The sequence below is a fragment of the Novacetimonas cocois genome (assembly GCF_003311635.1).
Classification (GTDB): domain Bacteria; phylum Pseudomonadota; class Alphaproteobacteria; order Acetobacterales; family Acetobacteraceae; genus Novacetimonas; species Novacetimonas cocois.
The window spans coordinates 1,233-15,729 of record NZ_QEXL01000028.1; the positions used below are offsets into that span (position 1 = coordinate 1,233).

13 protein-coding genes and 1 pseudogene are annotated in these 14,497 nt (G+C 59.8%); all 14 read right to left on the minus strand.

From position 1 onward, the window contains the following. Positions 1-65 precede the first annotated feature (65 nt). Positions 66-242: pseudogene (locus NJLHNGOC_RS14710) on the minus strand (oxidoreductase); the annotation flags it as partial. Between the two features lie 892 nt (positions 243-1,134). Continuing rightward, positions 1,135-1,284: a DUF2474 domain-containing protein gene (locus NJLHNGOC_RS14720; protein WP_081477948.1), complete on the minus strand. Its 150-nt coding sequence runs from the start codon at positions 1,282-1,284 to the stop codon at positions 1,135-1,137. Further along, positions 1,271-2,290 (minus strand): cytochrome d ubiquinol oxidase subunit II, encoded by a 1,020-nt coding sequence (cydB, locus tag NJLHNGOC_RS14725; protein ID WP_087608924.1) that lies wholly within the window; start codon positions 2,288-2,290, stop codon positions 1,271-1,273. The genes NJLHNGOC_RS14720 and cydB overlap by 14 nt, the downstream gene beginning before the upstream one ends. Positions 2,291-2,292: 2 nt before the next feature. Further along, positions 2,293-3,726, minus strand: coding sequence for a cytochrome ubiquinol oxidase subunit I (locus NJLHNGOC_RS14730; protein WP_087608923.1), 1,434 nt, complete (start codon positions 3,724-3,726; stop codon positions 2,293-2,295). A gap of 278 nt (positions 3,727-4,004) precedes the next feature. Continuing rightward, the gene (locus tag NJLHNGOC_RS14735) at positions 4,005-5,777 is read right to left on the minus strand and encodes an AMP-binding protein (protein WP_048851489.1); all 1,773 of its coding nucleotides are present in this window, start codon (positions 5,775-5,777) and stop codon (positions 4,005-4,007) included. A 15-nt stretch (positions 5,778-5,792) separates the two neighbouring features. After that, the gene (locus tag NJLHNGOC_RS14740) at positions 5,793-7,040 is read right to left on the minus strand and encodes an MSMEG_0569 family flavin-dependent oxidoreductase (protein WP_113597032.1); all 1,248 of its coding nucleotides are present in this window, start codon (positions 7,038-7,040) and stop codon (positions 5,793-5,795) included. Between the two features lie 16 nt (positions 7,041-7,056). Next, positions 7,057-7,344 (minus strand): MSMEG_0570 family nitrogen starvation response protein, encoded by a 288-nt coding sequence (locus tag NJLHNGOC_RS14745; protein WP_087608922.1) that lies wholly within the window; start codon positions 7,342-7,344, stop codon positions 7,057-7,059. Further along, on the minus strand, positions 7,332-8,510 hold the full coding sequence (locus NJLHNGOC_RS14750; RefSeq protein WP_110096280.1) for an MSMEG_0565 family glycosyltransferase: 1,179 nt from the start codon (positions 8,508-8,510) through the stop codon (positions 7,332-7,334). Before NJLHNGOC_RS14750 ends, NJLHNGOC_RS14745 begins: the two co-directional genes overlap by 13 nt. Continuing rightward, positions 8,507-9,481 carry a sll0787 family AIR synthase-like protein gene (locus NJLHNGOC_RS14755; RefSeq protein WP_014106929.1) on the minus strand — a complete coding sequence of 325 codons (975 nt, stop codon included), beginning with the start codon at positions 9,479-9,481 and terminating at the stop codon, positions 8,507-8,509. Before NJLHNGOC_RS14755 ends, NJLHNGOC_RS14750 begins: the two co-directional genes overlap by 4 nt. Then, positions 9,478-10,041, minus strand: coding sequence for an MSMEG_0567/Sll0786 family nitrogen starvation N-acetyltransferase (locus NJLHNGOC_RS14760; RefSeq protein ID WP_113597033.1), 564 nt, complete (start codon positions 10,039-10,041; stop codon positions 9,478-9,480). The genes NJLHNGOC_RS14755 and NJLHNGOC_RS14760 overlap by 4 nt, the downstream gene beginning before the upstream one ends. Continuing rightward, positions 10,038-11,147, minus strand: a complete 1,110-nt coding sequence (locus tag NJLHNGOC_RS14765; protein ID WP_113597034.1) for an MSMEG_0568 family radical SAM protein — start codon at positions 11,145-11,147, stop codon at positions 10,038-10,040. Before NJLHNGOC_RS14765 ends, NJLHNGOC_RS14760 begins: the two co-directional genes overlap by 4 nt. Beyond that, complete coding sequence (locus tag NJLHNGOC_RS14770; protein WP_048851485.1) at positions 11,144-12,118, minus strand: Nit6803 family nitrilase; 975 nt, start codon at positions 12,116-12,118, stop codon at positions 11,144-11,146. The genes NJLHNGOC_RS14765 and NJLHNGOC_RS14770 overlap by 4 nt, the downstream gene beginning before the upstream one ends. A 24-nt stretch (positions 12,119-12,142) precedes the next feature. After that, the gene (locus NJLHNGOC_RS14775; protein WP_010512510.1) at positions 12,143-12,625 is read right to left on the minus strand and encodes an MSMEG_0572/Sll0783 family nitrogen starvation response protein; all 483 of its coding nucleotides are present in this window, start codon (positions 12,623-12,625) and stop codon (positions 12,143-12,145) included. Between the two features lie 340 nt (positions 12,626-12,965). Then, positions 12,966-14,369, minus strand: a complete 1,404-nt coding sequence (locus tag NJLHNGOC_RS14780; protein ID WP_014106934.1) for an aminotransferase-like domain-containing protein — start codon at positions 14,367-14,369, stop codon at positions 12,966-12,968. Positions 14,370-14,497: the final 128 nt, after the last annotated feature.

The following is a 14,497-nucleotide window of genomic DNA, read 5'->3' on the forward strand; positions in this document are numbered from 1 at the left end:
TGGCGGCATAACAACAACCNGGGTATAGCTTATCAAGCCCACAAAACTGTCCGAACGGACGGGTCCACCTCTGTCGCTTCCGAGATAATCAGACCGGCCCCAGCGCGTTGCGCGTAATATTCGGCCATGATGGGAGTGGGTACATGCTCGCGGGTGCCCCGGCCACGTGTCAGCGGCGCCATGAGAATTCTGTTTTTTGCGTAAATGCTTCCCAGTTCAATCGGCTCAAACAGGCTGGGCATGACAGATCCTTCTTAAAAAACGCAGTTCCTAAGGATTTGGGAAGCCTCATGTGGAATACAACAGGAGGCCTACCACCTCGTCTGACTTGAGGTAGAACGCGTAGGCTGAGCATCTGAACTGGTTGCCCTGGACCTTGCCGATCTGAGCAGTGTCCGCGCATGCACCGATCAGTTGAATGAACGAACCTGCTGCGCGGGATTGGTGTGACATGGAAGTCTGTCACCACGGCGTGAGAGATCTATTTTATTTGTAACTGTCCTGATCGGGCCAAGCACTCTGGCTTTTTCCCACCAAAAGGAGCCCGGATGATAACGGAGTCCCTGTGCATTGCTGCAATCAGTCACCTTCGCCAGCGCCTGCTTGATGACATGGCGGTGCGGCGGTTCTCCCAGGGAACGCAACGCAATTACCTTCGCGATGTCGGCCGTTTCGCTATGTTTCTGGGCCGCTTAGGCGTCACGAATTGAGCCGCCATGACCACGTCGCCTTCGTTCTACTTGCTGTCATCGTCCACCATGATGACCAGTCGTCCTGCACGCATGGCCTGGCTCGCGTGAGCTATCCGCTTCCACTGACTGTCGCTCAGACCATACCGTCGCATTCACACTCTTCCCGTCCCATCAACAGGAAGAAAACATCACAGATCAAACGGGAGTACAAGCGGCATAATCCTCCCGCTTAACTGACGAAACGCCCTAGTTCAATGCGGATCATGGCAACAGCATGGGACGGCGGCCCGTTGCTCTGTGAGATACCGATTTATTTCCGGCGACCCGAAATCAGGCAAAAGATCGCCGCTAAACGGCTCAATAAGATCGTGGGAAGAATTTAACTGGGTATAATCAATGTTAAAAAATGAATCTGTGGTTGTCGGAACAACCACAGATTTAGTCATTTTGGTACGATCATGTGAACGAGTAGTGCGCTTGCGAATAACGCTGCTGTGCTAAGCGTCCATATGCCGATGAACCAACCTATACGCTGGCTAAGGCGCCGGGGCGCGTTGTCCCCATTGCCCTGTACAATCTCAATGATAGCCATCTGCTTCCGTTACCTTTCCCCGGAACACACGATAGGAGTAGACTGTGTAGGTCAGGATGATCGGCAGCAAGATGACGGTGCCGACCAGTTGAAAAAATTGACTGGATGGGGGGGATGATACATCCCACAGCGTCAACCCGGGCGGAACAGCATACGGCCATACCGTAATCCCGAGTCCGGACAGGCAGAGAAAGAACCAACCGAGAGCACACAGGAAGGGTCCTTTGGAATGCCCACGACGCAGACCGATGGTCAGTAGAAAACCTAGTGCGATTACCAGAAGGGGAACGGGTGCGACAAATACGATATTGGGCCACTCGGTCCAGCGTCGCAGGTAGGGTGCGTGCAACATAGGCGTCCACAGGCTGACAGCGACGATGCATACAAACAACCCGATTGCCAGCAGCTTCGCCCATTTGCGGCAGGAAGCTTCTAGCACGTCGGTTGTGCGCCAGATCAACCAAGTTGCCCCGAGCAGGGCATAACCGCACATGACGGCCAGTCCGCACAGCACGCTGAATGGGGTCAGCCAGTCCATTGAACTGCCAACAAAAGCTCCATCCACGACCTTGATTCCCTGAACAACTCCGCCGAGGATTGCGCCCTGGCAGAAAGCAGCGATTCCCGATCCAATCATGAAGCCACCGTCCCACAGTTTTTCGCGTCCAGTCCCGCGTGTCATGATACGAAATTCGAAGGCTACACCCCGGAAGATCAGGGCAACCAGCATGAGCACGATCGGCAGGTAAAACGCGGGAAGCAGGGTTGAATAGGCCCCAGGAAAGACCCCGTAAAGCGTAGCGCCACCAAGGACCATCCACGTTTCGTTTCCGTCCCATACAGGGGCAATGGTGTTGACCATCACATCCCTGCGGCCTTCATGCCGTTCCACGGCGAACAGCATTCCGATGCCAAGGTCAAAGCCATCAAGGACGACATAGATGGTGATCGCAGCGACCAGAATAACGGCCCATATGATCGGAAGCCAGTATGCGACGTCCATCATGTTCAGGCTCCTTCGCCAGAAGAGGGATTGATGACTTTGGGATGAGTGCTTGTGGCTAGAATATCCGGGGCATGAGAGGGGCTGGTCTCATGCTCTCCTTCCTGTGGTGCGCGTGCTAGCAGGCGGCCCAGAATGCCGATGCCTGATCCAAATACGATTACGTAGACTACAACAAAGACGGTCATCGTCAGCGCCATATTGGACAGAGCAATCGGGGAAACACTATCGGATGTCCTGAGCAAACCATAAACGGTCCATGGTTGACGCCCAACCTCGGTCGTCACCCAACCGCACAGCAATGCGATGAAACCGGCCGGTGCCATGCATACGGCGACCCGATGAAATCCCGGACTGCTAAACAGAGTTCCTCTGTGCCTCAGCCAGAGTGACCAGAACCCGACAATGACCATAAGCATCGCCAGCGCAATCATGATGCGGAAGGAAAAGAAGATCACGGGAGAAGGCGGACGCTGGTCACGCGGGAAATCCTTCATGCCCGGTACCTTGCCATTCAGGCTGTGTGTCAGGATGAGCGACCCGGCCAGCGGCAGCCTGATGGCATAATCCGTATGTTCGGTTTTCATGTTGGGAATACCGAACAGTAGTTCAGGGGCACGTGCTTCTGACTCCCAGTCCCCTTCCATCGCAGCAATTTTAACCGGCTGGTATTTGAGCGTGTTCAACCCGTGGGCGTCACCGGCGAGGACCTGCAGAGGGGCAACGAAGGCTGCCATCCACATCGCCATGGAAAACATCAGGCGCACTGGTTCGCTTGCCTGGGTGCCCGCACGGCGTGCCTTGAGCAGATGCCACGCCCCTGTCGCCCCTACTATAAAGGCAACCGAAAGAAAGGCCGCCAGACCCATATGCACAAGCCGGAAAGGGAAAGAGGGATTGAAAATGATGGCAAGCCAGTCCGCAGGTATGAAGCGACCGGTAGCAGCATCAATCGTGTATCCCTGCGGCGTCTGCATCCATGAGTTTGATGCCAGGATCCATGTCATCGAGATGAGTGTGCCGACCGAGACACAACATGTTGCTGCATAATGCAGGCCGCGTCCCACCTTGTTCATGCCAAAGAGCATGACCCCTAGGAAGCCCGCCTCGAGAAAGAAGGCTGTCATGACTTCATACGATAGGAGGACACCTGTAATAGGCCCGGCTTTCCGCGAGAAAACTGACCAGTTCGTGCCGAATTCATACGACATGACCAGTCCGGAGACGACGCCCATCCCAAAGACGATCGAGAATATCTTGATCCAGTATCGATAGAGATCAAGATAGGCCGCACGGCCGGTTTTAAGCCATAATCCTTCCAGTACGGCCAGATAGGCTGCCAAGCCGATTGAAAAGGCAGGAAAAACAATATGGACGCCTACGGTAAAGGCGAACTGGAAGCGTGCAAGAAGCAGCGCGATATCGTGAGATGGTTGCATGGGTAATTCCCCAAATCCTGATTCAGTCGCAGTTATAAGAAATATAAAATTTCAATAAATGCAGACTGCTAGACGGTTTTGTTGTTGGAATATTCGCACTGTCTGATAGATGTAGGCATCTGTTATTTTTTTGATTTTTGAAGACGCCTTCAGTTACCATTCTGTCGTCTTTCTAATAATCCTTTAACCATGACATATTGATAAGTGCAGAGTCTCCGGACTGTCTGTTTGAGCTCACCATTTTTCCGTAAGAATGATCTGGTACGAGCCTGATAACGTTAAGATACCAACAGGCGTTTCCGCGTGATCTTTCCTGAAACCGTTGTTGGCAGATGTTTGACGAAGCGGACTTCCTTAAGGCCAATCCAGCGACCGAGTGCGTGATTGACCCGTCCGATTATCTCCTCGGAAGAAGGTCTGCCTTCTACGCCGGAGTTAGGTACTACATAGGCGACAGGTCGCTGGCCTCTCAGTTCATCAGGGGTGGCCACTACGGCACAGGCATGAACTTCTGGATGGGCGGCGATGATCTTTTCGATCTGTACGCCCGAAATTCGCCGGCCCGCGACCTTTATGACATCATCGGAACGCCCGAGCATATGCACGGCGCGGCTGGCCTCGATCATACCTTCGTCAAAGGTACGATAATACTGGCCGGTCTCGTCCAGGTAAGCTGCAGGAACATGGATCGCTCCATCCTTCCATACGCCAGCCAGGCAGCCGGGTGGCAGCGGCAGGGAGAGGACAATTTCGCCGCACTGTTCACCGGGTATGGACAGCATGATTTCCGGACGGAATCCCGGTGCAGGCCGCCCGATGTCGTTCATGAGCGCAACCGGCTCACGCTCGGGCAGGCCAAAGAAATGCGCGGTGATGCTCCATCCGGTTTCGGTCTGCCACCAATGATTGACCACGGGTTTGCAAAAATAGGATCGTGCCCACTCCAGCAATGTCGGGTCCGCATACTCCCCGGCCACGAAAATGCGGGCCAGTGCAGGCAGGATGGCCCCTGACAGGTTGCGGCTTTCCTGCCGCATGAGGCGCATCTGGGTGGGTGTGGTGAACAGGCATTTCACCTCGTGCTCATGGCAAAGCGCGCGGATGGCGGAAGCCGATGCGCCGCCTTCCACGATCACGCTGGTGCAGCCGCTGAGCAGCGGTGCATAGACCCCGTAGGAATGGCCTACCACCCAGCCCAGATCCGATGTCGTGAAGAACGTATCGCCGGGTTCGCAGCCATAGATCAGCTCCATGGACAGGGCGAGGGCCACGGCATGCCCGCCATTGTCGCGCACGATGCCCTTCGCATGACCTGTCGTGCCGGATGTATGAAGAATATACAGGGGATCTTCAGATCTCAGCATGACCGGCTCTGCCGGCGCGGACTGTTCCAGCGTATGGAAATCGTGATCCCGTTCCGGCAGAAGCTGAGCCGGGCAGGTCGCTCGCTGCACGATCACGCAGGCCTGGGGTTTATGCTCGGCTTCGGCTAGCGCCTCATTCAGGGCGAGTTGGGATGGTATGGTGGTTTGCCCCTGAAAGCTGCAACTGGCGATGATGATGACTTTCGGCGCCACGCTATCAATCCGCCGAGCCAGCTCAGGTCCGGCGTAACCCGCAAAAACCACCACATGCACCGCCCCGATCCGCGCACAGGCCAGCATGGCGATGGCGGTTTCGATCATGGTGGGCATGGCGATCAGGACGCGGTCGCCTTTCTCCACCCCCAGCGCGCGCAGGCCGCCGGCAAACCCGGCCACCCTGCCCTGGAGTTCCCGGTAGGTTACCACCTGCCGTTCCTTCGTGGCGCAGGAATGCCAGATCAGCGCCGCCTGCCCGCCGCGTCCGTCCGCTACATGCCGGTCGACGGCGTTATGGCAGGTGTTGAGCGTGGCGTCGGGGAACCAGTCATGCCAGCCATCCGCCCGTGTCCTGCATGCGCTCACAGGTGCCTGCTTCCATGTGATGCGTTGCGCCGCCTCCAGCCAGAATTGTTCTGGCTGGCTTGTGGCCGCGTCATACATCGCCTCATATGTTGTCCATGGAAGCATGGCGCTTTACTCCGTTCAGGCTACAGGCACGTCTTTGCCGGTGATCTGGCTGGCCAGCCACGCGGCATCACGCGAAACGCCTGAGAACCGCCCCGATCCCCAGGTGTGCAGCCACGGCAGGCCGAGGAAGTAGAAGCCCGGCGCATCGGTCACGCCACGATGCCAGACCGGCTTGCCTGCCCCATTGAACACCGGCACGTCGATCCAGCGATAGTTCGGGCGGAAGCCGATGCACCAGAGGATCGAAGTGATCCCGGCCGCCTTCAGGTCCAGCGGCGTGTTACTGCCATCGGGCTCCCACACAGGCACATAAGGGGATTCGGTCGGAGCCGTGATCCCTTCACGGGCGATGTAGGCGTCGATGGATTTCTTGATGTCGGCATTGGTCTTGTCCGCATCATCAAGGTTTTCCGCAAGATCCGGCGCGAAGTGCGCCATTTCATCGCGGATTGTCTCCAGCGTGCCATGCAGGCCAACGCCCTTCTTTGCAAAGAGGCGCAGATCAAGATCATGGCCTCCATTTCGACCGGTGACATAATGATTGGTCTTGTCACGTGCACCGTCACGCAGAGGGTGATTATCTACCGTCAGGTCGTAGAAGTGCATGTCCGCAAGCCAGTCCACAACGTCGCGACCACGGTAGAAACGCGAGACACGCGGGGCGGAGCCGACACAGAGATGGACCTTGCGTTTTTCAAGAAACAGGTCCTCGACAATCTGCGCGCCGGACTGGCCGCTGCCCACGACCAGCACAGCCCCTTCCGGCAACTGGGCCGCGTTGCGGTAATCCTGCGAGTGAACCTGACGGATGGCGGGGTCGATCGCGCTGGCATAGCCGGGGATGACCGCATCCTGATATGCGCCTGATGCGATGACAACATGCTTTGCGTGCCACGTCTCACCACCTGCTACCACGCGGTAGCCACCACCTTCATGGCGGGTGATGGAGGTAACGGCAGTGTGCTCGCGCAGGGGCGGATTGAAGGAGGCGACAAAGCCCTTCACGTAGTCAATAATTTCCTGCTTCACCATGAAGCCGTGCGGGTCTTTCCCCTTATAGGGATGACCGGGAAGTTCGCACTGCCAGTTCGGTGTGACCAGGCAGAAATTGTCCCAGCGTTCATCATCCCACGAATGGCAGGCCGTCTTTGCCTCAAAGACGATGTGCTCCACCTTCTCGCGGCAGAGATACCAGCTCATGGAGAGCCCGGCCTGTCCGCCACCCACGATGATGACGGGGATGGTTTTCTCGTTCTGTGTCATGATCGTTCTTTTCGTCTCAATAACTGAAGGACAGGACGCGCACCTGCGCGTCGGACTGGTTCAGGAAGGGCGCACTGGCCTGCCTTATGGCCTGAAGCTGGCCAAGGGCGCGGCTGCATGGGAAGCCGTAGCGGGCGCGAACCCGCTCGCTGGCGTCCGTCAGGGCGGTGTCCGCCTTTTCAAGAAACTCCCGGACCGGATAATCCCGACCGGGCGTGAAGTGGTCCCTTATGACCAGCGACGGGGAGTAACAGTCAGTCTCCTTCCCATCGGGCCAGCGCACGCGAAAGGTCATTTCGGGCATGGTGAAAGAACTCCTGAAGCAATGGCATCGGTGCGCGACCGCGCCGCCAGACGCCGGTATGCGGGGAGGTGCCGACTGGCGACGCGGCCCCAGTCGAAACGGCGGGCGGTTGCGGGGCCGCTGGCCCGGAAGCGTTCGCGGTTTTGGGCGCCAAGGGCATCCCGCAAGGCCAGAAACAGGGTGTCGGGGCGCGCTAGGTCGCACCACAGCGCATCTGCCCGCGAAAGATGCTCGGTAAAGGGCGCGATTTCCGGCACAACGACTGGCGTGCCACACGCGAGCGCCTCCAGCGGGCACAGGCCGAACCCTTCGGTTATGGACGGATAGGCCAGCACGTCCGCCTGCCGGTAGAAGGCGGGCATGTCCTCATCCGCAACCGGCCCGGTGATGGTGACATGATCGGCTGCACCGCTTTCGCGCAGATACGTCGTGAACCGGGTGCGGTAGGCGGAATGATCCAGCAGCGAGGCCCCGCCCGCCACAACCAGATGCACGTCCGGCCGTTCGCGGCGCAGGGCCACAAACGCTTCCAGCAGGTGCAACGTGTTCTTGCGCCGCTCGATCCCGCCCACGGACAGGATCAGGTGACGGTCGGCAGGCAGATGATACCGCGCCCGCAACGCGGCATCATGCGCGGTTGGGACGTGCGAAAAGCGCACGGGATCAACCCCGTTGCCCACGACCGGGGCTTCGCGGCCATGGTCGTTGCGCAGGACATCTTCCCACATTGTGCTGACGGTAAACAGTTCGGCCGCCGCCCTGATCCCCCGTTCCTGCCGCGCGGCAAGGACCGGGTGCGTGAAATGGTCAAGATGGTGGACCGTGCGGGCAAAGCCCGGTATCCGCCCCTCTTCCACCAGTTCGGCCAGTGCATTGGCGCTGATCGGGTCCTGTGCGTGCAGCACGTCAAAAGGCTGCCCACGCAGGGCGTCCCTGATCTCGCCAATACGGCGTTCCACCAGCGTTGGCAGGTCGGGCTCGGGCACAGCCGGGATGCAGTTTGTGGCGCAGCGGGGCCTGCGGAAGAAACCGACCCCGGTTACATCCGGCGCGATGAGCGTGGCGTCGTGGCCTGCGTCGCACAGGGCTTCGGCCAGCGCCATGCCATGCACCACGCCGCCACGCGGATTGGTGGAATGGGTCAGGATGCCGATGGAGAGCCTCATGGCGCACACCCCATGAGAGGCATCCGGGCGAGATCCCAGAAGGTTTCCTTCTCGTCCGCCCATGTGACATCCAGCCGCTGCGTGCTGTCACACTGACCGATGACAGAAGCCGCTATGCCCCGCCCATGAAAGCGGGCCATGACTGCCCCGGCCGCCTCGGGCCGGGCCGTCAGCAGATAGCCATAGCTGGGGAATGCGGACAGCCAGCGTTCCATTGGTGCATCGTCGGGACGTGGAATGTCATCGAGCGTGATGGTCATGCCGATACCCGAACATTCTGCCAGCATGAGGGCGGTGCCCAGCAGTCCGGCCATGCTGATGTCCTTGGCGGCGCGGCTTAACCCGTCCTCGGCAATGCCGGGCAAGAGATCGAGATCACCCCGAAGGCGTGCCGCCCCCTCAGTATGACACAGTGCGGAACTCGCATCCCAGAACGGGTGCGGGTCGTGCCAGCGGCCGCGCAGGTCGATGGCGGCGATCAGGACTTCGCCCGGTCGGGCATCGAAACTGGTCAGCAGATGACGGGCACGGCCAAGGATCGCCACCGACAGCGAATTATGGGTGCTGCGCATGTTGGTATGACCGCCGACAACCGGCACGCCATAGGTGCGCGCACCTTCATGCAGACCGGTCAGAATGGACGCGGCCGCCTCGGATGTATCGCTCCACAACGCATCCACCACAGCCACAGGGCGACCGCCCATGGCCGCGATGTCACTGATATTGACCATCACGCCGCAATAGCCGGCAAACCACGGCATGGCGCGCACGAAGCTGTCCTGAAACCCCTCGCTGGCCAGCAGGAGATAGCCATCGCCATCCGGTATGGCAGCACAGTCATCTCCTAGGCGGATACCATCGCTTGTATCCCGACCAAGAATTGCGACGGTTTCGGCAATATCCTGTTTGCCCGCAAGGGCCCGACCGTGTCGAAGCGTGCGCAGCAGTGTCGTCAGTTCGTGTGCCATCATGCCACCTGCCGGTTACGAGGCTGCGGGCGCAGCAGCCAGGTCTGGTCCAGCCCATGCGCCGGATAGCGTGAGAGGTCGGCCTGCATGTCGTGATGTGGCAGCCCATGCAGGGTGAGGGCCCCGAGACTTTTCCAGTGCAGGCGGCGGAAGAACAGCACGTTCTGTTCCTGCACTTGGGCCAGGAACCGTCTGGCTCCAAGTCCGTGCGCCGTGCTGACCGCCATGCGGATCAGTTCCGCCCCGATCCGCCCCAGCCTGCGATGATCTTCATGCACGGCCAGGCGGGAACCGCGCCACACGCCGGGCTCGGCCTCATGGATGCGCACCGCTCCCACGATCCGGTCCGGCATCCCCGCCATGCAGCAGGCTCCGATGATGGGAATGGCGGTCGCATCAATCGCATCGCGATCGTCATCTGCAAAAACATGCTGTTCGGTGCAGAATACTTCGTGACGCAGCGCGTGATATCCTGCGCGTTCCCACGGCGTGCGGGCAAGGCGCACGACATATTCCGTGGGGATGAACGGGCGGTCTTCCACCCCTTCGAGGATCATGGTCATTGTTCATACGCCGAAAGGGAGGAACAGGCGCCGCACCGGCCACACCCGGCCCGGATGTCGGTGGATTTCATGTTCGCCTCGCGCAGCATGCGCCCCAGCGGGGCAAGCACGGACTTCATGAAATCGGCCGAAGGCGGCGCGTGATTTTCCAGCGGTGTGCCGGAAATCGGCACGAACGGCACCACGAAGGGATAGACCCCGAGCGCAATCAGGCGTTCGGCCAGAGCCAGAATATCTGCGGCGCTGTCGCCAAGACCGGCCAGAATGTAGGTATTGACCTGCCCGCGCCCGAAGACCGGCACGGCGCTGGCGAAAGCGTCCATATAGCGATCCACGCTGACCGTGGCCTTGCCGGGCATGATCTTCTCGCGCACCGCCTGTGTTGCGGCTTCGAGATGCATACCCAGGCTGTCGGCCCCGGCGTCGCGCAGGCGCTGGAACCAGTCGTGATCGCGCGGCGGCTCGCACTGGACCTGAAGCGGCAGATCCACAGCCGCCCGAATGGCACGGGCTGATTCCGCCAGCACGGCAGCACCCCGATCAACCACATTGGGCGTGCCGGTGGTCAGCACCATGTCGCGCACGCCGTCCAGTTCCACGGCGGCCTTGGCGACCTCGGCAAGCTGCGCCGGTGTCTTGTAAGCGATCGTCCGATCGGCCTCCAGCGACTGGCCGATGGCGCAGAACTGACAGGAGGTGCGCCGGTCGGCATAGCGGATGCAGGTCTGGTGCACCGTGGTCGCCAGCGTGTCACGGCCATGCAGCAGGGCGATCTTCCAGTAGGGAATGCCGTCCGCCGTGCTCAGTCCGTAAAAGCGCGGGGCGGCCGGAAAATGGATCGTGCCCAGTGTCTGCCCATCGCGTAGCAGCGTGCTGGCCCCGTGCTGGTCCGGCGGGCTGGCCTGGAATGGTGAATGCCGCGCGCCGGATGTATAGACCGGGACCATGACGGTCTGGCCTGCAATGGTAATCGTCTTGTGATCCGAAGGACCGGCGCCTCCCTTGCGGGCAATGCCGCCGGTCTGCTCACCGATCTGCAGCCCGAAGGATTGCAGGTCGGTAACGAGCTTGCGACCAGAAAGTGTACCGAGCGTCGGAATGGTCATGACGCAGCCTCATCTGTAGATGTGGGAACCGGATTGGCTTCCCCAACGTAATGAACGGTGCGGGCGGGCCGCCGGTCCTGAAGCAGGCTGAGCAGTTCGGGCCGTGCGTAATGCCCTACGGAATCCATCATCCGCTTGCGCTTGGTAATCAGGGCGAAGTCGAGATCGGCAATCACCATCCCCTCGCCTTCCGTCAGTGGTGTACCGAGCAGCTTCCCTTCAGGCGAGACGATGGCCGTGAAGCACCCACCCCGCAGCGGCCCTTCCAGCGCGGGATCGCGGGCTATTTCCTTGATCTGCTCTTCGGTGAGCCAACCCGTGGCGTTCACCACAAAGCAGCCGGATTCCAGCGCGTGATGCCGGATGGTGACTTCCATCTGGTCGGCAAAGATCTGCCCGACCAGCGAGCCCGGAAACTGGGCACAGTGGATTTCCTCGTGCTGGGTCATCAGCGCGTAGCGGGCGAGCGGGTTGTAATGCTCCCAGCAGGCCAGTGCGCCAATGCGACCGGCAGCGCTTTCCACCACTTTCAGCCCGGAACCATCGCCCTGCCCCCAGACCATGCGTTCATGGTAGGTGGGCGTGATCTTGCGGCGTTTGAGCAGGATTTCACCCGTGGCGTCGAAGATGATCTGGGTGTTGTAGAGCGTGCCGAAATCGCGCTCGTTCACGCCCAGCACCACGACCATGCCGGTCTGGCGCGCGGCCTCGGCCACCATGTCGGTGACCGGACCGGGAATGACGACGGCGCGTTCGTAAAGCGCCAGATGCTCCCCACCGAAGCGGAAAGCCGGCTGGATGAACGAGAAATAGGGATAGTACGGCACAAAGGTTTCGGGAAAGACCGCCAGTTTCACGCCTTTTTCGGCGGCCTCGCGGATGGCCTGACAGACTTTCCGGGCAGTTCCCAGACCATCGTCACCAAGGACGGGGCTGATCTGGATGGCTGCGGCGCGAACGATACGGGACATGGCTTGCGGTCCTCCCTTCGGCCTTCAGAGGGTCCAGGTATTGAGGATGAAGGCGTTGTCGCGCCGGGCCAGCAGGATGATGTCGAGCACGTCCTGCGGGTTGATCGGCGTGATGCCGGGGATCAGGTTCTGCTCGCCGTAGCCGTAGAGGGCCTGAAGCGCGAAGCGGCAGGCATAGACCTTTCCGCCTTCCTCAAGGATTTTTGCGATCTGCTTGTTGCAGTTCATGTGCCCCGGAAAGGCTTCGTCACCCAGACGGGGAAAGCCGCGCTGCACACCAAGGGTGACACCCGGTCCATATAGCAGCACCGACGTCTCGAAGCCCTTGCGGATCAGGCGGGTGGCCTGCAGCAGGTTGACGAACCCGACCGAGCCTTCATTGGCGACGGTGTGGAAGGTGATGAGGGCTTTTTCGCCGGGCTGGGCTTTGACGTCCTCAAAAACCTTGTTTTCATAATTGACGAAGCAGTCGCCGTCTTTGTACGGAGCGTGTTCGACTTTCGGCATGGTATCTCTCCCGTGTGCTGCGGTCTCCGGCAGGGAGCCGGGACTGACCGCGTTGCCGAGGCGAACGTGGCACGGGATGGCAGAGAGCCAAAATATTGTATGCCTTATGAAAAAGGTACAAACGGATCAAATCAGATTACATGCCGCCATCCTGCCACGACAGAGGCATACAAGAAATATACGACAACCATACAATCGTAAGGTGTATCCATAAAGGTCTGTTTTAGCTTGATTTTATAATCACGCAGTCGTGAATGAAGTGCCTTTTTGTTTTTCCGTGTGCCCGCATGGCGCGCCCCGGAATCAGATGGTCCCATCGATTCCAGACACTGCGCGCAGGTCACACAATATCGGCAAAGCCGGGTGAGCGTTTGTGTTGCAGGACCGACAGCACGCCATGCAGGGATTCCTCAAGGCTTGCAGCATCCGGTGCGCTGCCCAATGCAATCCGGGCCCGCTGCGGCGGCTCGCCACTGATGGTGAAAACGGTGCTGGGCACCAGCGCCAGTCCCCGCCTGCGGGCATAGGCCACAAAATCCGCACTGCCCCACCAGTCCGGCAGTTTCAGCCACACATGCGGCCCGTCGGGGTTCATGCAATGCCCCTCCCCCAGCACCCTGCGGGCAATGGACTGGCGCAGGCGCAGTTCTTTCTGGATGGCGTGCAGGATCGTATGCGCCTGCCCTGTCTGCATCCACCGCGCCGTCAGCGCGCTGAGCAGACCGGCATTGGTGAGCGCAATGGCCCGGATGGCCGCCGCGACCCGTCGGGTCATGTCCGCATTGGGCAAGGCCACATAGGCGATGCGCAGGCCCGGACTGAGCGTCTTGGCAAGGGTAGCCACGTAGCTGACACGGCTATGGTCGAGTGCTGCCAGCGCCGGTAGCGGATTGTCCATCAGCAGGCTGTAGGGGTCATCCTCGGCAATATGCAGATGATGATGCTGGGCAACCTTCAGGATATCCTTGCGTCGTTGCAGGGACATCGTGGCCGTGGTGGGATTGTGGATGGTCGGAATGCAGTAGAGCATCCGGGGATGATGTTCGGCGCAGACGCGATCGAGCTGGTCCGGCATCATCCCGTCCATGTCGCTGTCCACGCCGACCAGAATAAGATCGAACTGCGCCGCGATGGTCCGGATGCCGGGATAGGCAATACGGTCGGTGACAATCACATCGCCCGGCTGGGTATGGGTGCTGACAGTGGCCGCCAGAGCGCTCTGGGCACCAGGTGAGACAAGGATTTCATCCGTTCGCCGCTGACCGATGACGGGCGCGATCCATTTCGCGCCAAGCTGGCGTTCTTCCTGTGTGCCACCCGTCACCCGGTAGGACATCAGGCTGTTCAGATCCTGCTGTTTCAGGATGGCTGCGATGTCGCTCTGGATGATCCGCTGAAGCGGTGGTTCCTGCGGGATCGGTGGCAGGTTCATGGTCAGATCCACCACAGCCGGTCCCGTATGGCGCCAGTGGCTTTCCCCCGCGCCGACACGGACAAAGGTTCCTCGGCCGACCGTTGCGTCAATCAGGCCGCGTCGGCGGGCCTCGGTAAAGGCCCGGGTCACGGTCGTCAGATTGGTGCCGAGATACTCCGCGATCGTGCGCTGTGGTGGCAACCTGTCGCCTTCCCTCAGGTCGCCCTTGCGGATGGAAAGCGCCAGGGCATCGGCCAGCGTCATGTAAATCGCGTTCGGACTCCGGCTGATCTCTTCTTTCCAGTGGGCGAGATAGGGGTATGCTGACATGGGATGGAATTTCCATACATTCGATGATATTCCATTCGACCATATACCATACAATCCGTGCAATAATGATCGATACAGATGGAGGGTTCGAAAAACCCTCTGGTATTGAGGTCTGCTCTGTGATTCCA